The sequence below is a fragment of the Bacillus sp. IBL03825 genome (assembly GCF_024712505.1).
Classification (GTDB): Bacteria; Bacillota; Bacilli; order Bacillales; family Bacillaceae_G; genus Bacillus_A; species Bacillus_A wiedmannii.
Genome location: NZ_JAMXKE010000001.1, coordinates 3,631,145 through 3,656,105 on the forward strand (window position 1 = coordinate 3,631,145; position 24,961 = coordinate 3,656,105).

At 35.2% G+C, this 24,961-nt stretch carries 27 protein-coding genes and 1 pseudogene; 6 read left to right on the top strand and 22 right to left on the bottom strand.

Features of this window, described 5'->3' with window-relative positions:
- Nucleotides 1–101 precede the first annotated feature (101 nt).
- Nucleotides 102–701, top strand: coding sequence for a hypothetical protein (locus tag NHG49_RS18495; RefSeq protein ID WP_064477016.1), 600 nt, complete (start codon nucleotides 102–104; stop codon nucleotides 699–701).
- A 63-nt stretch (nucleotides 702–764) separates the two neighbouring features.
- On the opposite strand, the gene alsR is transcribed toward NHG49_RS18495, so the two are convergent.
- Nucleotides 765–1,670: an acetoin biosynthesis transcriptional regulator AlsR gene (gene alsR / locus NHG49_RS18500; protein ID WP_098103267.1), complete on the bottom strand. Its 906-nt coding sequence runs from the start codon at nucleotides 1,668–1,670 to the stop codon at nucleotides 765–767.
- Between the two features lie 152 nt (nucleotides 1,671–1,822).
- Between alsR and NHG49_RS18505 the strand changes: the two genes are divergently transcribed.
- A complete protein-coding gene (locus tag NHG49_RS18505) occupies nucleotides 1,823–2,188 on the top strand; it encodes a CidA/LrgA family holin-like protein (RefSeq protein WP_000872362.1) in 366 nt (121 codons plus the stop codon).
- Complete coding sequence (locus NHG49_RS18510; protein WP_048565873.1) at nucleotides 2,185–2,862, top strand: LrgB family protein; 678 nt, start codon at nucleotides 2,185–2,187, stop codon at nucleotides 2,860–2,862. The genes NHG49_RS18505 and NHG49_RS18510 overlap by 4 nt, the downstream gene beginning before the upstream one ends.
- An 11-nt stretch (nucleotides 2,863–2,873) precedes the next feature.
- On the opposite strand, the gene NHG49_RS18515 is transcribed toward NHG49_RS18510, so the two are convergent.
- Complete coding sequence (locus tag NHG49_RS18515; RefSeq protein ID WP_088047016.1) at nucleotides 2,874–3,287, bottom strand: NUDIX hydrolase; 414 nt, start codon at nucleotides 3,285–3,287, stop codon at nucleotides 2,874–2,876.
- 141 nt (nucleotides 3,288–3,428) lie between these two features.
- On the opposite strand from NHG49_RS18515, the gene NHG49_RS18520 reads away from it, so the two are divergent.
- Nucleotides 3,429–3,629 (top strand): DUF3903 domain-containing protein, encoded by a 201-nt coding sequence (locus NHG49_RS18520; RefSeq protein WP_000624205.1) that lies wholly within the window; start codon nucleotides 3,429–3,431, stop codon nucleotides 3,627–3,629.
- Between the two features lie 315 nt (nucleotides 3,630–3,944).
- Here the strand turns inward: NHG49_RS18520 and NHG49_RS18525 are convergent, their stop codons facing one another.
- The 15 genes and pseudogenes from NHG49_RS18525 to NHG49_RS18595 all read right to left on the bottom strand — a co-directional run bounded on the left by NHG49_RS18525 (nucleotide 3,945) and on the right by NHG49_RS18595 (nucleotide 19,544).
- Entirely contained in the window at nucleotides 3,945–4,700 is a 756-nt protein-coding gene (locus tag NHG49_RS18525; RefSeq protein WP_258126414.1) for a sulfite exporter TauE/SafE family protein, read from the bottom strand.
- Nucleotides 4,701–4,799: 99 nt separating this feature from the next.
- Nucleotides 4,800–4,946 (bottom strand): BC1881 family protein, encoded by a 147-nt coding sequence (locus NHG49_RS18530; RefSeq protein WP_000644411.1) that lies wholly within the window; start codon nucleotides 4,944–4,946, stop codon nucleotides 4,800–4,802.
- Nucleotides 4,947–5,184: 238 nt separating this feature from the next.
- Entirely contained in the window at nucleotides 5,185–6,912 is a 1,728-nt protein-coding gene (locus NHG49_RS18535; protein ID WP_088047071.1) for an S-layer homology domain-containing protein, read from the bottom strand.
- Nucleotides 6,913–7,125: 213 nt separating this feature from the next.
- Nucleotides 7,126–7,692 (bottom strand): hypothetical protein, encoded by a 567-nt coding sequence (locus tag NHG49_RS18540; protein WP_088047014.1) that lies wholly within the window; start codon nucleotides 7,690–7,692, stop codon nucleotides 7,126–7,128.
- 6 nt (nucleotides 7,693–7,698) lie between these two features.
- The gene (locus NHG49_RS18545) at nucleotides 7,699–8,718 is read right to left on the bottom strand and encodes a nuclease-related domain-containing protein (RefSeq protein WP_088047013.1); all 1,020 of its coding nucleotides are present in this window, start codon (nucleotides 8,716–8,718) and stop codon (nucleotides 7,699–7,701) included.
- Nucleotides 8,719–8,836: 118 nt separating this feature from the next.
- Nucleotides 8,837–10,600, bottom strand: a complete 1,764-nt coding sequence (locus NHG49_RS18550; RefSeq protein WP_064477022.1) for an ABC transporter ATP-binding protein — start codon at nucleotides 10,598–10,600, stop codon at nucleotides 8,837–8,839.
- Nucleotides 10,600–12,351 (bottom strand): ABC transporter ATP-binding protein, encoded by a 1,752-nt coding sequence (locus tag NHG49_RS18555; protein ID WP_064477023.1) that lies wholly within the window; start codon nucleotides 12,349–12,351, stop codon nucleotides 10,600–10,602. Before NHG49_RS18555 ends, NHG49_RS18550 begins: the two co-directional genes overlap by 1 nt.
- Nucleotides 12,352–12,476: 125 nt before the next feature.
- Nucleotides 12,477–12,698: a YneF family protein gene (locus NHG49_RS18560; RefSeq protein WP_001123316.1), complete on the bottom strand. Its 222-nt coding sequence runs from the start codon at nucleotides 12,696–12,698 to the stop codon at nucleotides 12,477–12,479.
- Nucleotides 12,699–12,776: 78 nt separating this feature from the next.
- On the bottom strand, nucleotides 12,777–13,217 hold the full coding sequence (gene sirA, locus NHG49_RS18565; RefSeq protein ID WP_048562540.1) for a sporulation inhibitor of replication protein SirA: 441 nt from the start codon (nucleotides 13,215–13,217) through the stop codon (nucleotides 12,777–12,779).
- A 156-nt stretch (nucleotides 13,218–13,373) separates the two neighbouring features.
- Nucleotides 13,374–15,374 carry a transketolase gene (tkt, locus tag NHG49_RS18570; RefSeq protein ID WP_088047012.1) on the bottom strand — a complete coding sequence of 667 codons (2,001 nt, stop codon included), beginning with the start codon at nucleotides 15,372–15,374 and terminating at the stop codon, nucleotides 13,374–13,376.
- 223 nt (nucleotides 15,375–15,597) lie between these two features.
- Nucleotides 15,598–16,079, bottom strand: a pseudogene (locus NHG49_RS18575) (coproporphyrinogen III oxidase).
- 74 nt (nucleotides 16,080–16,153) lie between these two features.
- Nucleotides 16,154–16,957, bottom strand: coding sequence for a phosphonate ABC transporter, permease protein PhnE (gene phnE, locus NHG49_RS18580; protein ID WP_064477026.1), 804 nt, complete (start codon nucleotides 16,955–16,957; stop codon nucleotides 16,154–16,156).
- Nucleotides 16,957–17,751 (bottom strand): phosphonate ABC transporter, permease protein PhnE, encoded by a 795-nt coding sequence (gene phnE / locus NHG49_RS18585; protein ID WP_064477027.1) that lies wholly within the window; start codon nucleotides 17,749–17,751, stop codon nucleotides 16,957–16,959. Before phnE (NHG49_RS18585) ends, phnE (NHG49_RS18580) begins: the two co-directional genes overlap by 1 nt.
- Entirely contained in the window at nucleotides 17,748–18,521 is a 774-nt protein-coding gene (gene phnC / locus NHG49_RS18590) for a phosphonate ABC transporter ATP-binding protein (protein WP_088047009.1), read from the bottom strand. The genes phnE (NHG49_RS18585) and phnC overlap by 4 nt, the downstream gene beginning before the upstream one ends.
- Before the next feature lie 84 nt (nucleotides 18,522–18,605).
- A complete protein-coding gene (locus NHG49_RS18595) occupies nucleotides 18,606–19,544 on the bottom strand; it encodes a phosphate/phosphite/phosphonate ABC transporter substrate-binding protein (RefSeq protein WP_064477029.1) in 939 nt (312 codons plus the stop codon).
- Between the two features lie 184 nt (nucleotides 19,545–19,728).
- Here NHG49_RS18595 and NHG49_RS18600 point away from each other — a divergent pair, with 184 nt between their 5' ends.
- Nucleotides 19,729–21,312 (top strand): bifunctional metallophosphatase/5'-nucleotidase, encoded by a 1,584-nt coding sequence (locus NHG49_RS18600; RefSeq protein WP_088047008.1) that lies wholly within the window; start codon nucleotides 19,729–19,731, stop codon nucleotides 21,310–21,312.
- A 39-nt stretch (nucleotides 21,313–21,351) separates the two neighbouring features.
- Here NHG49_RS18600 and NHG49_RS18605 read toward each other — a convergent pair whose 3' ends face one another.
- Both NHG49_RS18605 and NHG49_RS18610 read right to left on the bottom strand, forming a co-directional pair.
- A complete protein-coding gene (locus NHG49_RS18605) occupies nucleotides 21,352–21,591 on the bottom strand; it encodes a DUF896 domain-containing protein (protein ID WP_001190582.1) in 240 nt (79 codons plus the stop codon).
- Between the two features lie 45 nt (nucleotides 21,592–21,636).
- Nucleotides 21,637–22,293, bottom strand: coding sequence for a YneB family resolvase-like protein (locus tag NHG49_RS18610; RefSeq protein ID WP_046956545.1), 657 nt, complete (start codon nucleotides 22,291–22,293; stop codon nucleotides 21,637–21,639).
- A 141-nt stretch (nucleotides 22,294–22,434) separates the two neighbouring features.
- On the opposite strand from NHG49_RS18610, the gene lexA reads away from it, so the two are divergent.
- Complete coding sequence (gene lexA / locus NHG49_RS18615; RefSeq protein ID WP_000413737.1) at nucleotides 22,435–23,055, top strand: transcriptional repressor LexA; 621 nt, start codon at nucleotides 22,435–22,437, stop codon at nucleotides 23,053–23,055.
- An 87-nt stretch (nucleotides 23,056–23,142) separates the two neighbouring features.
- Here the strand turns inward: lexA and NHG49_RS18620 are convergent, their stop codons facing one another.
- The 3 genes from NHG49_RS18620 to NHG49_RS18630 are packed head-to-tail and all read right to left on the bottom strand — an operon-like array spanning nucleotide 23,143 to nucleotide 24,808.
- Nucleotides 23,143–23,949, bottom strand: coding sequence for a DUF4097 family beta strand repeat-containing protein (locus NHG49_RS18620; RefSeq protein WP_064477031.1), 807 nt, complete (start codon nucleotides 23,947–23,949; stop codon nucleotides 23,143–23,145).
- Nucleotides 23,950–24,492, bottom strand: coding sequence for a DUF1700 domain-containing protein (locus NHG49_RS18625; protein ID WP_064477032.1), 543 nt, complete (start codon nucleotides 24,490–24,492; stop codon nucleotides 23,950–23,952).
- Nucleotides 24,485–24,808, bottom strand: a complete 324-nt coding sequence (locus tag NHG49_RS18630; protein ID WP_064477033.1) for a PadR family transcriptional regulator — start codon at nucleotides 24,806–24,808, stop codon at nucleotides 24,485–24,487. Before NHG49_RS18630 ends, NHG49_RS18625 begins: the two co-directional genes overlap by 8 nt.
- Nucleotides 24,809–24,961 lie beyond the last annotated feature (153 nt).

Consider the following 24,961-nt stretch of genomic DNA (forward strand, 5'->3'; position numbering starts at 1 on the left):
AACATCGCACTACAATCTGAATTTGTTCTAAGTCTTTAGTCCTAGAAAATAAAATGGTAAAAAGAATATTCACAATATAATTGTGAAAAAGAGAGGATTGCATGCGTATAAAATTACTATCAATCTTGTTTTTATTATTTTTCACAAGTTGTAGCCCACTGAATGATAATGAAGTAGCCTCTGTTAAACCATATAAGTTAACAAAAGAGCAATCTGAAATTCTACAAATGACTCCTATAGGAGCAGGAAATAGAATGTTTTATAATGTTGCACTCAAAAATAATAATGATGAGTTGCATGCTACAATTGAATATTATCAAAATGGTAAAAAAGTGAAAGAAATTACCAACATAGCTTCATCACATTTTTTAGAAAAGAAAATAAGACTTTCTTTCATAGCACCATATTTCCATTTCGATAAAGATGTACAAGAAAAAGGTCAATGGTATATTAATATTGACGGTGGTTCAACGCTTGTCCCTCAAGACGCTCTCCTAGGCATAAATAGTTCTGCAACTACTACAATCCAATCTACTAAAAACTTAAAATACAATCAAAAAACAATTTTAGCAGCGGTCATCCAAACAAGTAAAGAAACTGTAAGCGTCCCTACAATTGATGAAGATTCAGGTATTGATATACTCTTGAAAGAAAACGAACATGTTTATCTCTTTAGTATAGAGCTAAAAAAAGAACACTAAAGCGGAAATGCAATACTATTGCATTTCCGCTTTAGTGTTTAATGAGGTGTACTTTTGAATAACTTAATTAATCTCATCCTCAACTTCTATTCTTTTCTTCTCTCTTGCAATTTTTAAAAACTCTAAAAGCTCTGGATTGCTATTCATTTTTTTATAAGCTACTGACATTTCTGCAACAAAATTAGAATCACATAACTCTTTATATACGACTTCTGTTTTATACAATTTATTTGCCGATACAGGTATGACCGTAATTCCGATTCCTGCTGCTACAAGTCCCATAACTGTTTGATATTCCGTTGCTTCTTGTACAATGTGTGGACTAAACCCTACGTCGCGGCAAAGTGATAAAATTGTATCGTATAACGCTGGCCAGACCGGTCTCGTAATAAATACGAACGGTTCGTCTCTTAAATCTTCAATATGTATTTCATCCTTTTCAGCAAGTGGATGTGCCTTCGGTAAACATAGCGTACAAGAAAGCTTTTGAATTGGTTCTAACTCTAGTAATTGCGTTGGAATTGGCGGACGCAAAAAGCCAATATCAATACGGTTATCGTGAAGTGCATGCACCTGATCCGGTGTTGACAGTTCATGTAATGCAACAGACACTCTCGGAAATTTCTTTCTATACTCCCTTACGATAGATGGTAAAATATCATATATCGCCGCACCTACAAAACCAATTGAAAGTGAGCCCACTTCTCCCCTTTGGGCACTTTGTGCAACTTCTACTGCTTTATCAATTTGTTCGAACGCTTTTTTTACTTCTTTTAAAAACATTTCTCCAGCTTCTGTTAATTCAACTTTTCTCTTCGTTCTTGAAAATAACATAACTCCCATTTCTTTTTCTAATTGCTGAATTTGTTGACTTAGCGGTGGTTGTGTCATTTGTAAACGAGCAGCTGCTCGTCCAAAGTGTAACTCCTCTGCCACTACAACAAAATATTGCAAATGCCGTAATTCCATTTTGGACACCCTTTTCACTTTCAATTAATACATCTAATATATTAATAACATATAATTTATATATTAGACAAATTTTTCGAATGAACGTATAGTAGAAATTGTTAATTCTTTTTTACAATTTTTATGTAAAAAAAGAAAGAGGTGGGTACTGTATGAAATGGTGGAAATTAAGCGGACAAATTTTATTATTATTTTGTTTCGCTTGGACAGGTGAATGGATTGCAAAACAGGCACACCTCCCAGTTCCAGGAAGTATAATCGGTATTTTTTTATTGTTAATTTCATTAAAATTTAACCTAGTGAAAAAAGAGTGGATACAGGACGGAGCAGACTTTTTATTAAAAGAACTTATTTTATTTTTCATTCCTTCTGCAGTCGCTGTCATACGCTACAAAGATACACTATCACAATATGGAATCGATCTCATTTTAATTATTATGATTAGTACACTTTGTGTCACTCTCGCTACAGGACTCCTAACAGAATTGCTACTAAAGCGGAAAGGATCAACACAATGATCGGCTTTCTTTGTTTACTATTAACACTATTCACATATTGGATATCGAAGAAAATGTATCAACGCTGGAACTGGAGCTTACTTTCTCCTCTTCTCGTCTGCCCTATTATTTTAATTGCTTTATTACTCGGACTAGACACACCTTATGAAACATATGAAACAGGTGGTCAATGGTTAACAGAATTATTAAAGCCTGCAACAGTCGCTTTTGCATGGCCAATCTATAAATACTTTGATTTACTCAAGAAACACGGAATAGCTATCTTACTTAATGTCATTGTCGGCTCGTTTTTATCAGTTATTACTTCAGCCCTACTAGCAAATTATTTTCAAATTGATTCATCGCTAGAACATAGTTTAGCACCTCATATTGTAACGACACCAATTGCAATGGCCATTTCAGAAATGATCGGTGGTATGTCAGAATTAACGGCTGTATTTGTTGTTTTAACTGCGTTAACAGGAGCATTACTTGGACCTTCTCTCATACGTATATGCCGTATTAAAACAGCGCTCGCAAAAGGCATTATGTTAGGCACGAGCGCAAATGGAACCGGTACATCAAAAGCATTCGAAATCGGCCCTGTAGAAGGAACTATTGCAAGTTTATCTATGCTTTTAACAGCAGGAGCTAGTTTAGTTATCGTTCCACTTTTCTTATCATGGATACATTAAAAAGCAAGTGTTTAAACACTTGCTTTTTTTATTATATATTTATTTAAAATCTCATAATCCTCCGGGAAAGATAGCATTAATTCCTTCACTTCATCTATCCTTTTCCAAGCAATTTCATGTATTAACTCATCAGGATCTTGAATCTTCATACTACCGCCTATTTTTTTAACGACATAATAATGAACGTATACAGGAACTCCGTATGTAATACCTTCTTTTTCGTATATTTTATTTACAACTTCCACATTGTAACCTGTTTCTTCCCAAACTTCTCGAATACAACATTCTTCTAATGTCTCTCCCTTTTCAAGCCCTCCACTTGGAACAGACCACCTTTTTTCTTCTCCCTCTTTTCCTTGCAACACCATTAAAACTTCATTTCTTTCATTTACACATACTGCTGCACAACCTATCCATCTTTCCATATACATCCCTCCCCTACTACTATTCGTCTTCTTCTTTATTTTCCCCTTGAAAAAAGAGGAAAAAAGGAAAACGATGACGAAAACTTACATCAACTTCATAGACAATCCCTTCTTAGAAATTAAAAACGGAAGGATGAAAATATGATTTCTAAATATGTTGTGGAATGTGTCTTTTGTGAAGAAAATCGAAAACCACGCCAAGCTATCGTAACAGTTCCCGCCACTACTCAGCTACTAGCCATTGAAAAAGTGCGTGCGGAATGTAAACGTCGTTTCGGAAAAGCTTTATTATTGCAAACAGAAATTAAAGAAGAAATAGTTTTTGAACAAAAAGAAAGCTAACCATAAATTGGTCAGCTTTCTTATCCGATCATATTTTCACATGAAGATTAGGGGCATCCTCTTTAAGGATCGGGATTTCCCCATTATGTACGTTCCATAATGGTCATCGAACAATATATTTCTATGCAATTAATTATTGAATAGAATAGGGCAAAACTTGTTCGCATTTTTAGAAAAGGGATAGGGATATAATTCAAGTAGTACTTCGAATACTCGAACTTTACACTCATTATATTAAAGCAAATCCTTTTATATGGGAAATATGAATTACTTACATAATTCATTCGTAAAACATATTAGTTTGCTATATTATTTTTATTCCATCAATAACATACATCCAGCTACAACTGGTGTCATAATCATTGAAAACTTCAAAAGCATACGTGGTGCATAATTTGTAAACTTCGCTCCGATATACGCTCCTAACATCGTCCCAATTAATACTTGCAATAACAATATATAATCTAGATACCCTTCTGAACTATATCCTATCCCACCTCCAATCGCAATCGGCAATATAACAAGCATTGTTGTTCCTACAGATTGCTGGATTGTTAAACCTAATAGAACCATTAATCCAAGTTGAATAAATGGTGCAGAACCAATCCCGAATGAACCAGCCATCATTCCAGTAACTAATCCAAGACATATACATTTCATTATATTTTCTTTCGAAAAATCTTTAATTTCTGCTAAAAGTAATTCTTCCCTATTTTGAAACTTAATTAATTTAATAAACATAAAAATTGCAGATAAAAATAACATCCCAGCTGTAAACCAATGAAGAAAATGCGGGGGGATAAGTAAACCAAGCTTTGAACCAATATAAGAACCAAGTGCTCCACATCCACCAACAATCCCGCCTATAGTAAATACAACATTTCCTTCACGATAATGACTTATAACCCCAGATAACGTCGTAAAAGCCATAGCTGTTAAAGATGTCGCAAGCGCAACATGGATAGGAATATGAAATATTAAAGTAAGTATTGCGATAATAAAACCTGCTCCCCCCGCTCCAACAAACCCCAATAAAATCCCCATTACTAACATCGTTGTAATAATTGCCACATACTCTCCCTCCAGTACCCCCATTATCTACTAAACACTCTCTTTCACACAAATAAAAAGCACCCTAAACGGATGCTTTTCTAAATGGATACTATGTACTTAATCTTGATTAATCAAAATAACCGCAGGGCCAGCGACTACTACTCCAGCTACTTCTATCTTTTCAAATTCTTTTACTGTAATAGATATAACGCCTTCTCTTTCCATCAATTCTTTACTCAGGACATCAGTCGGTATAGCTTTCACCGTCTTACCTCCTTTTCATTTATACAATATGATAAAGTAAAAGTTTAATCAGTAGCGGTTTAGTCCACTCCACACTGATCATAATCGGGCTGCCGTTCATACGCGATAAAAACAACCCAACGCATCTATATATATGCATCACCTCCGCTTTCATTCCTTATTCCACTCAATATCCTCCCCTCCCTTCCGTAACATATTGAAAAATAAAAAAGCACTCGCAATCGCGAATGCTTTTTCATTATTTACTTTCTATTACTTTTAACATTCTATTAATAAATGCTGCCGATTCTCCACGCGTTGCAGAACCTTTCGGCATAAATTCATTATTTTCATTTCCTTTTACAATACCTAATCCATAAACACGTTGTACAGCTTGTTTATCATATGCTAAATCTTGATCCGAGAATGGTAACGGAACTAAGTTACCTTTAATTTTTTTATATTGCAGTGCACGGTCAATCATGATAACGGCTTCATCTCGTTTAATCGTATCATTTGGAGCAAATGTCCCATTTCCTCTACCACTTATTATCCCAGCACTTGCTGCACGATTAATACCATCTATTAGCGATGAATGTGCTGTATTTAAATCATTAAAATTCGATGATCCTTCAGGTAACTGTAATGATCTTGAAATTAAATTCGCAAATTCGCCACGTGTGACAAGACGCTCTGGCCAATAAGAACCTTTCCCATCCCCAATCATAATGCCTCGTTTATCTAATTCACGAATGTCTGCTTCGTACCAACCACCTGTTATATCATCTTTATGGTTCGCATCATAATAAACCTTTGTTCCTTGTAAGAATGGTTCCCACGCATTATTTTTAATCATAATAGCCGGACAATTCTTTCCACTCCAGAATTGATGTTTCTTCACATTTTCTAAAGGAATATGTAATTCTCCCATTAAATAAGCTGTTAATTTACGAGCATTTTCAACAGCTTTATTATAATCACCATCTTCGTTTACAGCAATTTCAATCGCAATGGATTCTCGATTTCCAGTTCCTTCTGCTCCATCTCCTGCATGCCAAGCATTTTCGTTTAATGGAAGATGTTGATAAATCTCTTTATCGTCTACCGTAAAATGCCATGACGCTGAACGATCTTCCGTTCCCGTTGCTTGGTTATATAAATATATTGCATGGTTTTTAGCATTTGCCCCAACACTGTAATTATCTGTCTCATGAATCGTAATATACTTCGGCTTCATCGCATAACCAGGACGGATATTTTCATTTCCTTTCGGTACAATCATTTCTTTTAAAGTTACACCATAAATATCCGTTGTTTTCTCTTCTATTGGTGCAGCATACATAACTGCTGCACGTTTTGTACGTGCTGGTGTTGCCTCTTGAATAAGCGAAGCCTTTGTTCCTTCAAATTTTGCTGAAGGTGAATAAATCCATTTCATTTCATTATTTATTTTTACTTGGAACCATTCTCCCGCCTGTCCCATTACTTGAATGGTTTGTGGTTCCAATACATTTTCTTCTTTGTATGAAGTAAATGGTTCAGAGTATGTAGAGATTTCTTCATTAATAACTAACTTTTCACTTGATAACGTATGAACTTCTTTAACCTCTACATTCCCCTCACTATTTTGTATCCATCCAGTTCCAGATGAAGCCCGAACATAGTAAGCGTTTCCTTTTCTCTTCTCAGCTTTTACGACTTGATTCGAAAGGTGAACCCCTGTCTCTTTTTGAAAATTACTAGAATCATATAAAGGTACTTCTTTCACTATATGTACAAGAAATTCACCTTGCACTTCATTTTGTACTCCTTTATCTTCTCCTCGACCATCTTCATCTTTCATATGGTTTTCAATACTTTTTAAAGCTTGTTCATCAGGTGAAACCGCTACAGTTTTTTCCAACTCATTAGCATAGGAATAATTCGGAATCGTTACCAAGCTAAATACAATCGATGCAGCTAAAACATTATAAAATCTTTTTTTCATCATAATACTTAACACGCCATAATTAAATTCGTGTTATTTTCCCCTCCTCAACCAAAATATAGGATATCTAGTAAACTATTAAACTACATAACCATTTACAATATAACAGACTCATTCCGATTCGTATAGATAGGAATGACTACTATTTTCCTACATTTACTATATTGGAATATAAAAAAGAAGCTATAATATATAGCTTCTCTCTCCGTTTCTTTAATCTCTTTGCACCTTATATTCCACAACTCTACCATCTCTATCAAATTGTAAAACAAGCTGTTCACTATCTATTGGAATAAAGCCACGTTCAGTTCCAAGATAGTACGAAGTGATAACACCGTCTTTTCCATTGCTTGTTCCAGTAGATGCTCCTAATAATTTTGTGATTTCTTCATTTGATTTCCCTATTAATTTATATTTTTGTAATAGATCATCTACCATATGTACCCGTTTCTCTTCAGCATGTAACCACCGATCTTGATTAAACTTTGAAGTGTATGTATTCATACTTAATTGTCCTGTGCACACTAACAATAGAATACAACCTACTATTATTACACCTAGCATTTGTTTCTTTTCTGTATTACGATTTACAGAAGTACGTAAGACGAATTTTTGAATCACGACTAATAAAACAAATGGCATGACTACTACAAACATACTTTTTACACTTACTGACATATGAACCGCATCAATTACAAAAATAAACGCAAGATACATTAGTATATACAAACAAACATAAACATACATAATCCCCCTCAATATAGCACTCAAAAAGCCCACCCCTTCTTAATTCATTATATAATTCATCCGGCTAATGATTTCTCGAAGTTTTTCTAACTCTTGATCTGTATATATTACTTTGCCTGTTAAGATCTCATTTCTGAAGAACGTTACAATTTGCTCTCTATCTTTTAATCTCGGCGTTTTTTCTTCAGAAAGATCTAGCACTTCTTTCCCACTCGCATTATAAAAATATACAATCGGTTTTACGTTTTCCTTTACAATATCAACTTGCATTTCTTTCAAACAATTGTATAGAATATGAGATAGTTTCTTCGCTCTATATACTGGATTCCCTTCATTTTTCACTTGTATCGTTAATGAATCTTCACCTGTAATGCATTCAAATGTCTCTTCTTTCTCTACCTCTTGTTGATACTTGCCCATTTCATCAATCATAAATGAATATATACTAGCATTTTCTTTCGTTAATCCATGAATTAATTTCCCTGTCCATTCTTTCGTCTCAAGTAGATACATACCCGTTTTACTTAAGACAAGATGATGAATGCGACAATCATTTCCTCCGTGCTGATTTTTAATAAAAACATTCGGCATAATATGAAATTCATTGTCTAGTATTATGCCTTGCTCTACGAATCCACGCTTCATATAATGTAATGCTTCGTGTGTATTCACTTCAGCTCCATTTTTCGTATACTCTCGCAAATTTGCAATTAACTTTTGAAACATATGTATTTCGTTACTATGTTTGTCTTGCATTTCACTGCGTTCTTTACTATGTTGCACAGCTAATTGATTTTTCATCATACGCATATTTTCAAGTTCTCTAGCTGCACTTATTTGTAAATCATTGTATTTCTTCTGTTCCATATTTTTCAATGTATTTTGTTGTTCTTTATGCTCTGTAACCGTAGCTGCAATTTCAGTTTCATACGTTTCAATTGCTTGCTTCTTTTCAAATTCTACTTGCTGGCTCTCTGATTCTAACTGTTTATTTTTATAGAACAGCACAAATACTGCAGCTAATAATAATAAAATTACACCTATTAGCACATAATCCATATCTTTTCTCCTTTATTTCGTTTCCTACTATTCTCCATACACATTTCTACTACATTATACTATGTTATTCGTATATTTTTTGTAAAAATTTCACGTGCAGTCAAAAGACCTTGTAATTTTACAAGGCCTTTTGTAAATTCCCTTTATTTTGTAGTAAATACATATTATAATACAACCCTTGCTCACTCAGTAATTCTTGATGTGTTCCTCTTTCTACTATTTCTCCATCATGCATAACAAAAATTTGATCTGCATCTTGAATTGTAGATAATCTGTGTGCAATTGCTATAGTCGTTCTCCCTTTTCGCATTTGCTGTAATGCTGTTTGGATCGCATCTTCTGTTTCTGTATCAATATTAGCTGTGGCTTCATCTAATACTAATACTTTCGGATTCGTTGCTATCGTTCTAGCAAAAGCAATTAATTGTCGTTGACCACTAGAAAATGCAGCTCCTCTTTCTACTACTTCCGTTTCATACTGTTCTGGTAATTTTTCAATAAACGTATTCGCTTGCACAAATTGTGCCGCTTCTTTTACTTCTTCATCCGTAATTTCTTCATTGTACATACGAATATTTTGTTTTACATTTCCCGCAAATAAAAATGCATCTTGCAATACGAGTCCTATTTTCTTTCTAATTTCTCTTTCTTCAAATCTCTCTAAATCTACACCATCTATTACAATATTTCCGGACTTAATATTATAAAATCGCATTAACAAATTCATAATAGTACTTTTTCCGCTACCAGTGTGCCCAACGAAAGCCACTGTTTGCCCCTGTTTCACGTGAAAAGATACATTTTTTAAAACATCACGTTTTCCATCATACGAAAAAGTAACATTTTTAAATTCAATTTCTCCATTAACGACTTGAGGATTTCCATCTCCTTTTTGAACTGGCGCTAAATCTTTCTCGTCCATTAAATGAAATACACGTGATGATGAAACAAGTGCCTGTTGGAAAAATGATAATTTCATCATCATCTCATTTACAGGCTGGAAGAAACGATGTATATAGTTAACAAACGCATATAAGACACCTACTTCAACAGGACTCTTCAAAGCATCAATTCCAAATAAACCAAGTACTAACGCAATAGCGACAATATGAACTAAATCAGTTGCTGGACGTAAAAGTAACGCGTCTAATTTTAACGTCCGCCGCCCTGCACTATAATGTTTATTATTCACTTCTTCAAACTCTTTTCTCATACGCTTTTCTTGTCTGAACACTTGGACAATATTCATTCCTTGAATGGACTCATTTAACTTTGCATTTAACACGCTTAATTGATTACGTACTTCTAAATAAAAGGCTGCACTCTTCCGGCGATATAGCACCATAATTGCAAACATTATTGGAATTAATACGAGAGAAAATAGAGCTAGTTTTACATTTAATAAAAACATTGCTACTAAAATACCTATTAAAAAGACTACATTTTTGACAAATGTGGATAATACACTGACATAAAAATCTTTAATTGCTTCCGTATCATTCGTTATGCGCGATACAAGCGTACCAATCGGCGTACGATCAAAGAAACTTAATGATAACTTTTGAACATGATCATATACTTCAACACGCATATCTTGAACAATTTTAAAAGCGATATTTTGAAAATACAATAAGTCTAAATAAGTAAATAATACTTTTAATAAGTGAGCAATAAGATACACTACAAATAGAGTAACAAGTGCTGATTGATCAAAGTTACGTGGTACTAAATGTTCATCAAGAAATTGTTTAATTAAAAAAGGACCCATCATTTCAGTTACAGTTGCACCAACTAAAAAGATAAATGCTAAAGATAGCAACCTTTTATATGGCTTCATATAAGAAAGTAATCTACTTAAATCACTCCGCTTCTTCCCTGTCATCATACGCCTCCTTTCTCGACTAATGCTTCTAACTGCTGGCTCTCGTACATTTCTTTATACCAACCGTTTTCTTCCATTAATTGTTCATGTGTACCTCGTTGCACAATTCTGCCTTCATCCACAACAAGTATAAGATTGGCATGTTGAATTGCACTTAAACGATGAGCAGTAATAATCGTTGTTTTTCCTGCTCTTTCCCTCTTTAATGCATTTAAAATCGTTTCTTCTGTTTTTGCATCTACCGCTGATAAACAATCATCTAAAATTAAAATTTCCGCATTCGTTAATAAAGCACGTGCAATAGAGATTCTCTGTTTTTGGCCTCCAGATAACGAAACGCCTCTTTCTCCTACTACCGTTTCATACCCTTCTGAAAATTGGAGGATGTCATTATGAATACAAGCAATCTCTGCAGCGCGAATTATTTCATTATATGTAGCATCCGCCTTTCCGAAGGCAATATTCTCCCCAATACTCGCTGAAAATAAAAAATGATCTTGCGGCACGTATGAAATGGCAGAACGGACACCGTAAAGTGTTACATCGCGAATATCCCGCTCCCCAACTTTTAATTCACCACTAAAATGATCATACTCACGGATTAAACATTTTAATAAAGTCGTTTTCCCTGCTCCTGTACGTCCAACAACTCCTAGTGTTTCACCCTTCTTCAAATCAAAGTGAACATCTATTAGCTGTAACAGTTCATTTTTCTTATATGAAAATGAATTGACCGCAAATGTAACATCACCGCTTGCTACTTTATGTACAGCATCTTCTCTATTTACTACATCTGATTTTTGCGAGAGAATTTTTTCTACACGGTCATACGAAGCACGCCCACGCTCCATAATGTTGAACAACCATCCAAAGGCTAACATTGGCCAAACGAGGGTACCTAAATACGTTGTAAATGTAACGAGATCACCTACAGTTAATTCACCCCTCACAACTAATACTGACCCGTAACACACTGCAATTAAAAAAGAAAATCCAACGATAAGAGAGATTGTCGGATCAAACAACGAATCAATACGTGCGACTAACATATTTTTATGTACAACATCTTCTGATTTTTTTCGAAATGCTTGTAAATCTTCTTTCTCTTGCCCAAGTGATCGAATTACCTTCATCCCACTCATACTCTCTTGCACTTTATCATTGATTTCTGAAAACGATTGCTGCGCTTTATGAAACCTTTTATGTAATAACGTTCCATAATAATTTGTCGAAATCGCTACAATCGGCATTGGAATTAAGCTTAACAATGTTAACTTCCAACTAATTGTAAAACCCATCGCTACGAGTACACATCCCCCAACCGCTAATGAGTCAACAAGTGTTAAAACGCCCGATCCAGCAGTTTGTTGAATCGCCTGAATATCATTAGTCGCATGCGCCATCAAATCACCCGTACGACGTGATTGATAGAAAGATGGGCTCATCTTTGTAAAATGTTCATATAGATTCTTTCGTAATTGACGGGCTAGTTTTAACGAAGATCCAAAAATCATAATACGCCATAAATAACGTAATATGTACATAGTAATCCCTACAACTACTAACAGAATAACCCACTTCAACAATTTTTCAGATGTTAATGTTCCATTATTAATTTCATCTACTACAATACCTAGTACTTTCGGAGCTACAAGTTCAAGAAGCGCGACACCAAATAACATAATAATTCCGATTATGTACGCTCGTTTTTCTTGTTTAAAAAACCACGCTAAATTAATAAATACCTTCATTTTTATCCTCCTCTCTTAAAATGAGCGATGTTTTCAGTTTACCAAAAATACTGAATTTTTAAAAGTTTTAAACACTTCAAAAAACCCAATAGGAAAGGGCACTCTTATCGAGTGCCCTTTAGCGCTTATTTTGTTTGTTGCTTGCTCATCGCGCTCATCATTTGATTGATTTTCTTTTGGGAAGGTTTTTGTCCCATTTGCATCATCATCATTTTTAACATTTGTTCATTAATTGGTGGATTTTTTTCTAAGTAGTTCATCATGTATTTGCGGGCAATGAAAAATCCTAACGCCACACCTGCTACTAGTGCTACTACGCCCACTAGAATACCTAACCAAATCGGCATATATTTTCCTCCTTCATGTTGTCTACCTTACAGTGTACTAAAACCTTTTCAATAAGACAAGATACAATTCGACATTTTTTACACATATGTTCGTACTTGTTTTAGAGGATTCAGCCATCCGTACTTTGTATTTTCATAATCCATAGCTAAAAATGTTAATTCACACTTTCTTAACACCTCAAAGAAGGTCGTTTCCATAGAAACGTTTCCAGAGGTATTCATGCGAATATAGTGTGGTTTCACCATTATTTCACCGTATTCCGCTCCTGTATAAAGTGTATGTGTATGATGTGTTCGATCATATTTACCAAGAACCCGTAAAGCTTGTTCTAATTTATGATGAATTTTCATTACTTGTAATGGTCTCGTTATATACATCATTTGTTTATATAACACTTTTTTCTCTGAAAGGGACCCAGATTCTGAAAATCGAGCAAATAAATCAAAAAACAAATATTCACGACCAAAGTAAGCTTTCGCAATATCCTCTTGAATTAAATACAATTCATACGTTTTCATCTTTTGCCTCCCAATCTGGACAACCTTTTCTCTTCATTATATAGAAGAAATTTTGCAATGATTGTCTGACTGCGGAGAGATAAAAAACTTTTTCTGTCGAAAAAACTCATTTACATAGAAAAACCTCTCCATGCCGGAGAGATTTTTCTAAAATCATTAAAGCATTTCTTTTACTTTACGAACAACGTTCTCTACAGTAAATCCATACTCTTCCATAATCTTCTCACCAGGAGCAGAAGCACCGAATGTATCGATACCTAACACATCTCCTTCAAGACCTACGTAACGGTGCCATCCGAATGTAGCACCCATTTCGATTGCGAAACGTTTTGTTACTGCTTTTGGTAATACAGATTCTTTGTACTCAGCAGTTTGAGCTTCAAAGCGATCCATAGATGGCATGCTGACAACAGCTGCGTCAACGCCGTCTACTGCTAGAACTTTTTGTGCTTCAATAGCTAGACTTACTTCAGATCCAGTTGCAAGTAAGATTACATCAGCCGTTTCTTTCTTGCTTGCAGAAACTACATATGCACCTTTTGCTACTTTTTCATACGTATCGTCTTTTGCACCTTCTAATGTTGGAAGGTCTTGACGAGTTAATACTAAAGCGGTTGGTTGGTTTGTAGATTCTAGAGCTAGTCTCCAAGCTGCAACAGATTCGTTACCATCAGCTGGACGAATAACAGATACATTTGGCATTGCACGAAGCGCTGCTAATTGCTCGACTGGTTCATGTGTTGGACCGTCTTCACCAACAGCGATACTGTCGTGTGTGAATACATACGTTACTGGCAATTGCATTAATGCTGCAAGACGAATTGCTGGACGTAAGTAATCAGAGAATACGAAGAACGTACCACCGTAAGTTTTTAAACCGCCATGTAGTGCAATACCGTTCATTGCTGCACCCATTGCAAACTCACGTACACCGTACCAAATGTTTTTACCGCTGTAATCATCTCTTGTAAAGTCTTTTTCGTTATTCATGTATGTTTTGTTAGAACCAGCAAGGTCAGCAGATCCACCGAAGAATGATGGTACAGACTCTGCAATTGCATTAATTACAGCACCTGAAGAATTACGAGTTGCTGCTTTTGATCCTAATTCATAAGTTGGTAAGTTTTGCTCCCAACCTTCTGGAAGAAGACCATTCATTGCTGTTTGCAGTTCGTTTGCTAATTCTGGATATGCTTGTGCATATTCACCTAGCATAGTGTTCCACTCTGCTTGCGCAGTTTCACCAACATCTTGTACTGTTTTACGGAAGTTGTCATATACTTCTTCTGCTACATGGAAGTCTTGCTCAGCAGTCCAAGCATATGCTTCTTTCGTTAATTTTGTTTCGTCTACACCAAGTGGAGAACCATGTGAAGCTGATTTTCCTGATTTGTTTGGAGAACCGAAACCAATTGTCGTTCTTACTTCAATTAGCGTTGGGCGTTTTTCGTCAGCTTTCGCTTCTTCAATTGCTTTCGCGATAGCTTCAATATCGTTTCCATCCTCAACACGGATTACTTGCCATCCGTATGCTTTGTAACGATCTTCTACACTTTCAGAGAATGAACGATTTAAATCGCCATCTAATGAAATATCATTTGAATCGTAAAGCACAACTAGACGACCTAATTGTAAATGAGCAGCTAATGAAGATGCTTCAGCAGAAACGCCTTCCATTAAATCTCCATCACCACAAATAGCGTATGTATGATGATCTACTACATTATACGCATCACGGTTATATTTAGCCGCTAAATGTCTTTCAGCCATTGCCATACCTACAGCAGTTGCAATACCTTGTCCAAGTGGACCAGTAGTTGCGTCTACACCTGCTGTATGACCGTACTCAGGATGTCCTGGAGTTTTGCTTCCCCATTGACGGAAGTTCTTTAAATCATCCATTGTTAGATCATAACCAGATAGGTGAAGTAGGCTGTATAGTAACATTGAACCATGACCTGCAGATAATACGAAACGATCACGGTTAAACCACGTTGGGTTATTTGGATTGTGTTTCATAAATTGAGTCCATAATGTATAAGCCATTGGTGCTGCACCCATTGGCATTCCTGGGTGACCAGAGTTTGCTTTTTCAATCGCATCGATGGATAATGTGCGAATCGTGTTGATAGAAAGTTGTTCGATTGAATGTGACATGCTATTCTTCCCTTCGCTTATATTAGTAAACGTTTTATACATTTATATGATAGCTTCCCACGCAAGATTATACAACATGTATCGACAAATATGTTGATATTTTTTTGGTTTTTCATAAAAAAATCAATGATTTCGGGAATGTATGGGTATTCAATATGACATACTTTTTCATTGTTTTTATTTTAAAAAGAAAGGGAATTATCTGTATATTTATTCATCATTTTCAAATTCCATAATGCAAAATATATCCTTCCCCATTTTCCACTCTGCAAAGCAAACGAATAAAAGAATTTAAATCTTGGCATAATTTATCTCGATCAAATACGTATCTTTCATATTCTCCATCAGTATTATTATCATTTCCCCATCGAAACTGACCTGTCAGTTCGATTGTTTCTGGCGCTAGAGAAAACATGTTAACTAGCGAACAAAATAACTGTTCTGCTATCACTGCTCCTTGCTGTTCTATTTTCGTAATACCATAATAGTGAATTCCAAATCCTTCTGCTCTTTTCGCTGGATAATAGGTCGGAATCCAATGGGTAAAATCTAATAGATATACGATTAGCTCATCACTTAATACGACACACTCATCTATCGTTGCCTCTTCTTTATATAGAAAACAAAGTTCAATCCAATCTATACCTATAAAATCCAACCCTTTTTTTCATTTGAAACAAATACAAACTCGTGCTGTAAAGCCAAATTATCCCCCCTATTGCTCACATTTATTATTCTTATTATATAAAAAAGCACCTTTTATAGGTGCTTAAAATAAATTATACAATTTTCTTCCGTATCGAACTTGAAATAAAGTCAATGATAATTACCATTAAAATGATACCCAATAAAATAATACCCACACGAGACCAATTGCGTGAACTCAGTGCAAAAATTAACGGTGTCCCAATCCCACCTGCTCCAATAACACCTAAAATGGCAGCGGATCGTACATTAATTTCGAACCTGTATAACGTATATGATAGAAAATCCGGTAATACTTGTGGCAATACTGCATACCAAAGTATTTGAAACCGATTTGCGCCTGTAGCTATTAATGCTTCCGTCGGTCCCTTATCTATATTTTCAATTCCTTCTGAATATAATTTCCCTAACATTCCAATAGAGTGTAACCCTAAAGCTAGAACTCCGGCAAAAGAGCCTGGTCCAACAGCTTTTATAAATAAAATGGCCATAACTAATTCAGGAAATGTACGAACAAAACTAAGTACAAATTTCCCAGTTCCTGACGTTAATTTTCCACTGCTCATATTCGTTGCCGCCCAAAAAGCGAATGGAATAGATAAAAAGGCAGAAATAAATGTACCTAATATCGCAATTGCCAACGTATCAATTAAACCATGTAATAAATCTTCACCATCTGGCAAAGATACATACGACCAATCTGGACTCAATACACCTGTCATAATTGCTTTTGTAATTTCTCCTGCCGTATCCTTTATTCCCTCTAGCGGGACTCCTGAAAAAGCCCATACATAAACAAATGCAAGTGCTATAAAAACAAACCAGCGATACACACTCGGTTTCTTCGGTTTTGGTACAATTATCGTCGTTTTACTCATTATAATTTCTCCCGCAACAATGTACTTACATAATCAATTAACAATACAACAACAAGGGTATAAATAATAATAGATGCAGTTTGTTGATATTGTAAAAATCCAAGTGTACGGTCATAATATAACCCAATACCACCTGCTCCTACTAAACCTAAAACAGCTGCTGCACGTACGTTCACCTCAAATGTATAAAGAACATAGGAGACAAAATGTGCTTTCACTTGCGGAATTACCCCATACACGATCCATTGCACTTTATTTGCTCCTACTGCCGTCATCGCTTCTAATGGACCTGGATCAATTGATTCCATTGACTCATACAACAATTTTGCCACGAGCCCAATTGAGAAAAAAGTAAGAGCCAAAATACCTGGAAGTGGTCCTATTCCAAAAATAGCTACGAAAATTGCCGCTAATAATAAATCTGGTATCGTTCGGATAAAGTTTAAAACCAATCGAGCTGGACCGTACAAAAATGCACTAGTAAACACATTACTTGCCGCAAATAGTGCCAGTGGAATAGCTAAAATCGCTCCTAAAGTCGTTCCAATAATCGCCATACGTATTGTATCTAACATCGCTGTTGTAATAACTTGAAAATAACTCCAATCTGGCGGCACCATCTCTTTTAATAAGTCCATCATATTAGGAAAACCAACTACTAGTTTTGAAAATGATGCGTCGACCTGTATACTACTTCCCCACAACAGTAAAATAACTAGAATAACCGTTAACATATGTTTCAACTTACTTGGCGGCTTCGGTATCGATTTTGAATATATCGTCACATCATTCATTTAACTGCCACCTTTAATAATTCACTTTTCTGCGCTACGTCTCCATAAATTTCAGCAAATTTTTCATCCGTTGCCTCGTCTACAGAACCATCAAAAACAATTTCGCCTGCATGTAATCCAATAACGCGTGTCGCATATTGCCTAGCTAAATCAATAGAATGTAAGTTTACAATTGTTGTAATCCCAAAATCTTCATTAATTTTTTTCAAATCATCTAATACTTGCTTCGTTGTTAGCGGATCTAACGACGCAACAGGTTCATCTGCCAATATGATTTTTGCTTCTTGCGCCAACGCTCTAGCAATCGATACGCGTTGCTGTTGTCCTCCTGATAATTCATCAGCTCGCGCATATGCTTTTTCTAAAATATTCACCCTTTTTAACGATTGAAAGGCAAGCTCCAAATCTTCTTTTGGAAATAGACCTAACGTTGTACGCAGTGTCGAATGATATCCAACACGCCCAGCCAATACATTCTTCAATACCGTGGATCGCTTTACAAGGTTAAAACTTTGAAAAATCATGCCAATATCCCGGCGCATGCGTCGTAATCCTTTTCCTTTCGCAGCAGTAATAGACTCACCTTCAATTATAATTTCGCCTTCTGTAATCTCATGAAGGCGATTTACCGATCTGAGAAGTGTAGATTTTCCAGCTCCGGACAGCCCTACCATTACAACAAACTCACCTTTTTGAATGTTCAAGTTTATATTATTCAATCCTTTTGTACCATTCGGATACATTTTGGAAACATTTCGAAATTCTATCACACATCTTACCTACCTTCTATGTATTCAAAACGGCAAACTAACTGGAAACATACACCTTCCAGTTAGCTGCCATTTCCATATGTATTATTGCGTTTTTACTTTCTTTCCATATTCACGAACGATATCAAATTTACTATCATCAGATTTAACATATCCTTCATGTGAATATACTTCTTTAATGATTTTGTGACCTTCCTCATTCTTTCCTATTTCAATGAAAGCATCCTGTAATTTCTTACTCCACTCTGCATCTAAATCAGAACGTACCGAAATCGTATCGTTTGGAATTTTTTCCGTAAATTTCACTATTTTCGTTTGATCGAATATATTCGGATAATCTTTTTTCACAATATTACGAGCATCTTGGAATACAACAGCTGCATCTACATCACCATTTAAAAGAGCAATAAGCGACTGATCGTGACCTTTTAGTGTAACAGGTTTCACATCCTTTAGCGGATCAATTCCCTCTTTTAACAATACAGCCGCAGGCCATACATACCCTGCTGATGATGTTACATCTTGATAGCCAATTTTTTTACCTTTTAAATCTTTTACACTGTTAATATTTGAATCTTTCTTAACTACAAACTCAGATTTATAAAAGTCTACTAAATCCTTTGTAGGGGCTCCTGTTCCATCATCTACTCCAAAACGTTGTGCTTGTAAAATTACGTTTGCAGCCTTTTTCTCATGCGCTAGCACATACGCTGTTGGAGGTAAAAAACCTACATCTACTTGCTTAGACGCCATCGCTTCTACAATTGTATTGTAATTCGTTGAAATACTAACTTTTACCGGAATATTTAATTTATCACTTAGTAGCTTTTCCAATGGTTTTGCCTTTGCCTCTAATGTATCTGCATTTTGAGAAGGAACAAATTGAACATTTAAAGTCTTCGGTACATAACCTTTTTTCGTATCTTCAGTTTTACTTGCACTTGATTCTTTCGTTCCACAACCACTTAATAATCCCGCCGCTAGTACAACTGTCGTACTCATTGCAAAAACTTTTTTCAACATATTAATGCCTCCATTTTTGTTGTTATAAAATTGTCTTCCGTAAACATGAAGAAATATATCACACATTTTTACGGATAATTCATTATTTACAGAATCTTTACACATTCTATACATTCTCATTAAAATTCTCTTCATATATTTGATATGCTTAATTAGTAGATAACAATAGAAAAGGTGAATGATATTGAATCCAAATCAAATTGTAACTTTAAACATTTTTTTAACAAGTGATATACATGGCACTGTTTATCCAATTCACTACCAAGATAACTCCCAAGCTGAAATTGGTTTAGCCAAAATTTCTACTCTTATAAAAAAAGAACGTTCCCAAAATAGAAACGTTCTTTTAATTGATAACGGTGACTTCATACAAGGAACACCCTTTACTTATCATTACGCTACATATGAAGAAGATAAGAAAAATCCAATGTCTTTATTAGCGAACTATTTACGTTATGATGCTGCAGTTATTGGGAATCATGAATTTAATTATGGAATGGACATATTAAATAATGCTATTTCTACTGCAAACTTCCCGTATCTATCAGCAAATATTTTAGATAAAAACAGAAAAGAACCTTATTTCGGGAAACCATATATAATAAAACATATTGAATCAAATATAAAAATTGCTATTTTAGGGGTGACAACACATTACATTCCCAATTGGGAACAACCCCATCACATTCAAGATTTACAATTTGAAGATGCATTAGAGACAACAAAAAGATGGGTTTCTTACATTCGCGAACACGAGAAACCAGATTTATTGATCGTAGCCTACCATGGGGGATTTGAACGCGACTTACAAACTGGGGTACCGACTGAAGTTTTAACAGGTGAAAACCAAGGATATGCAATGTGCCATGAAATTGAAGGCATAGACATTTTACTAACAGGCCACCAACACCGGGAAATCGCTCACACCGTAATGAATGGTGTAACAATTTTACAGACTGGATGCAATGGACACTCCGTTGGAAAAGTAACAGTAACATTCGAAAAAACAGAAAAAAAATGGGTAAAAAAAGAGAGTTACTCACAATTATTGCCCGTACAAGGAATTGAGGCTGACCAAGATATTCTTTCCTTGGTTGCCGATTATGAAGAAAAAACACAAAATTGGCTCGATCAACCTATTGGAGTAATCTATGGGGACATGCAAATTTCAGATGCTATGCAAACTCGTTTGCAAGACCATCCTTTTATTGAATTCATAAATAAAATACAGATGGATATAGCTAATGTTTCCATTTCTTGTACAAGCTTATTCCATAATACATCTCCAGGTTTCCCGAATCGCGTAACAATGCGTGACATCGTTTCTAATTATATTTATCCAAATACATTAAAAGTAATTAGAATAACTGGAGCGGATATAAAAGATGCCCTTGAACTCTCTGCTTCTTATTTCATATTAAAAGCAGATGGAACTATCATCGTAAACCCTACCTACATAGAACCAAAGCCGCAACACTATAATTACGATATGTGGGAAGGAATTTCGTACGTATTAAACATTTCCAAACCAATTGGCGAGAGAGTAGAATCCTTACAGTATAAAGGCGCTCCACTTCATATGAATGAAGAATATGACGTCGTTATGAATAATTATCGTGCAAGCGGCGGAGGGAACTTCTTTATGTTTCAAAATAAGCCCGTAATAAAAGACATACCAACAGATATGTCTGAACTTATCGCTAACTATATATTGAAGCACAAAAAGATAGAAGCAACAGTCAATAACAACTGGAAAGTTATTAAATAGCGGATATAATAAATAAAAAAGATGGGCTTCGCCCATCTTTTAGTTTAATTTTGCATTATCTTGCTTTTTTAAAGCTTTTAATTTCGCCGGTGTAACATCAGTACCTTCTTCGTTAACAACTTTAATTCCTTTAAGTTCGTTTAACATATTTTGACGAAATCCTTTTAAATATTGTTCACGTAGCGATTGGCGCTCACGTTGTTCTTCTTCAGTTAAACCTTCAGCTTTTGCTTTTTTCGCTAAGAAGTTAATGCGTTCAATGAGTTCGTGACTTTGCATCTCGAATCCCCCTTTTACTCAAAACTGATTATTATCATACAATAGTTAGTCCTCTTTATCAAGCAATTGCTTTGTATATTCGACATATCTTCGATGTACAGTTGCTTTTGAAACATCATGACCAAAACCACGAAGTGTTGCTGCAATTTCTTCAAAAGTTAATTCATTCCGGCGTAAACGTACAATTTCCTCAATTGGCACTTCTTTTTTCTCACGTCCTATACTTAAATGACGATTTTTCAAATTATTCTCTGGACGAAATCCTTTCTCTACCGCTCTTTGCATGCCACGTTTAATTTTTAAATTGTGGATTTTTCTTTGATACTCTTCAACAATCCCAATTATATCTAGCACCATCGAATCAGAGTCAGAAAGTTCTAATTCTCCATTATGCGTATGCGTATATACTTTTATTCCCTCTTTATGTAAACAGTGCATTAATGCAATCTTTGCATTCCCTCTACCAAGGCGCGTTTCATCTTGTATGAGAAGTACATCAACTTGTTCATCGCGAATTGTATCTAGCACTTCTAATATGCCATCACGTTCAATTGTATAACCACTAGCCTGCTCCTCAATCACCTTTACAACATTCATTTGATAGCGCTCAGCTAAATGCAATAATTCATCTTTTTGACGCAATAATGATGTTTCCTGTTCTTCTTTTGTTGTGCTCACACGTGCATAAATAATTGCATTCATTTTGAACCCTTCTTTCTCACTATATTTTCCTTATAGTGTATCATAAATTCGTCTTTCGTTCGAACTTATGTTTGTAGAATGTTTTTTCGCATGTTATACTTATTAATAAGAAAAATGAAAGAAAACGAGGTGTTAGAAAACATGGAAAAGTTAACGAAACGCCAGCAAGACATTCTCGACTTTATTAAGCTAAAAGTACAAGAAAAAGGATATCCACCTTCCGTACGTGAAATCGGTCAAGCAGTCGGCCTCGCTTCTAGTTCTACAGTGCACGGACATTTATCACGACTAGAAGAAAAAGGATATATTCGACGTGATCCAACAAAACCACGAGCAATTGAAATTTTAGGTGACAACCGAATGGATACAGAAACACAATCTGTTATTCAAGTTCCAATTGTCGGAAAAGTTACTGCTGGATTACCGATTACAGCAGTTGAAAGTGTAGAAGATCACTTCCCACTTCCAGCTAGCATTGTTGCTGGAGCAGACCAAGTATTTATGTTACGCATTTCCGGAGATAGTATGATTGAAGCTGGTATTTTCGATGGGGATTTAGTTGTTGTTCGCCAACAACAGTCTGCATACAACGGTGAAATTGTAGTCGCTTTAACAGAAGATAACGAAGCAACTGTTAAACGTTTCTATAAAGAAAAAGACCATTTCCGTCTACAACCAGAAAACTCTTCATTAGAACCTATCATTTTAAAACAAGTGTCAGTTATCGGAAAAGTAATTGGCGTATATCGTGATCTACATTAAGAATAAAAAAAGAAGATAATTACCTTATTTATATACGGTAATTATCTTCTTTTTTATATTTTGATAGATTTTCATACATTTTATTTCTTATGAACGAGTTTCAATCGTCACATCGCCAGCAGCTGTTTTACCGCTAATCTTTTTACTACCATTGCCAATTGTTATATTTTTATTTTCTTCATTAAAAATCATCACTTCGCCAGCAGTGCTTTGCCCAGTTATAACTGCATCTTGTGGTTTTTCTAATAAAGTAATATCTACATCCCCAGCAGTTGAACTTGCCTCTACATCATACTTCGGATCATGATCCACAACATATACATCCCCGCTAGCCGTTTTCGCTGTCACTTTCCCTATTACCTTTTTTAAATTCACCTCTCCAGCTTTTGTAGATCCCTCCACACTCCGAGCTGTGATATGCTTCAAATCTACCTCTCCAGCGAGCGTCCCAGCACTTACACGATCACTTTTCACATCACTCATTTCGATTTGTCCTGCAGATGAATTTACTTTTATATCTTGGTAAAGACGTTCAGGCACAAGTATAGTCAATGTAGACGTTTGAATTTTGAAATTGTAAAAGGAAAAATCAAATGAAGCACCTTTTTCTCTTTCCCCAATAATTTTTAATGTGTCACCATCTTCGGTAATAAGAACCTCTTGTTTACGTACATCTCCTGATTGCTTTACATAAAAAGAAGAGTCGGGAGATTTTTGGACAACAATATCCCCAGCATCTAACTTAACTTCTATATTTATTAGTGTTTCGTTTTTAATTACGTCTTCTTTATTTCCTTCTTCTGCAGTTTGCACTGCTTTTTCATATGTTTGTGAAATCCCTATTACTCCAATAATGATACAAGCGATAGCTACTAACAATATTTTCTTCATCATCTACTCCCCTTTTATCATTTTGAAGTTCCATATTACATAACGTACGCATAACTTTTTAAACCACTTCGTACTATAATAAGCGATAAGACATAACAACAAACCTACTCCAACAAACGTTATACTAACGAATACATCCAGCCATATAAAGGTACCCATAAATACTTTTGCAATAACGAAAAATGGTGTCACTACACTCGCAATCCCACCGACCCAAAAAGAAAATATAAAAGCGATAATTGCAACTAACGGGCCTAACACAATAATAAAATTAAACAAACTAAGTCCAATCACTGCCATAACAGCCCTTGTTATATTGGTAGTTGATGGGTCCTTTTTCATTTCGTCAAAGCGATACAAAGCCAGTAAGTCTTTCGCAATTACTTTCGGAGAACCAAGGCCCTTTATTATTTCCGATTCAGTTTTTCCTTCTTCTACCCCAAACTGAAAATGCTCTTCATAATCAAATAAAATATCTTTCCTCTCTTCTTCCGGTAACTTTCTAAGATGACTTGATAATTCTTTAAGAAACTGCTCTTTACTCATCCCATTCCACCCCTTCAATAATTTCTTGTACGCCTTTTGCAAAATCACGCCACTCTGTTACTAACAAATTCAGTTGCGTTTCCCCTTGCTCCGTTAGTTGATAATATTTACGAGGCGGTCCTTCCGTAGATTCTTTTAAATACGTTTGAAAATATCCTTCTTTCGTTAAACGACGTAATAAAGGATACACTGACCCTTCCGATATTAAAAATTTATTTGAGATTTGCTGAACAAGTTCATAGCCGTAACAATCTTTACGTTTCACAAGTACTAAAACACACAGTTCTAATACGCCTTTTTTAAACTGAACGTTCAAGGTCAATCCCCCTTTCTCATTTCAGTACTATTCAATACACGGTACCTGTTATATCCATAATATACCACTTAGTATTATTCATTGCAAGGTACTATATTTTTCAATACTTAATTTTCGAATTAAATACCCCTTAATACAGTAATACGAATTTTC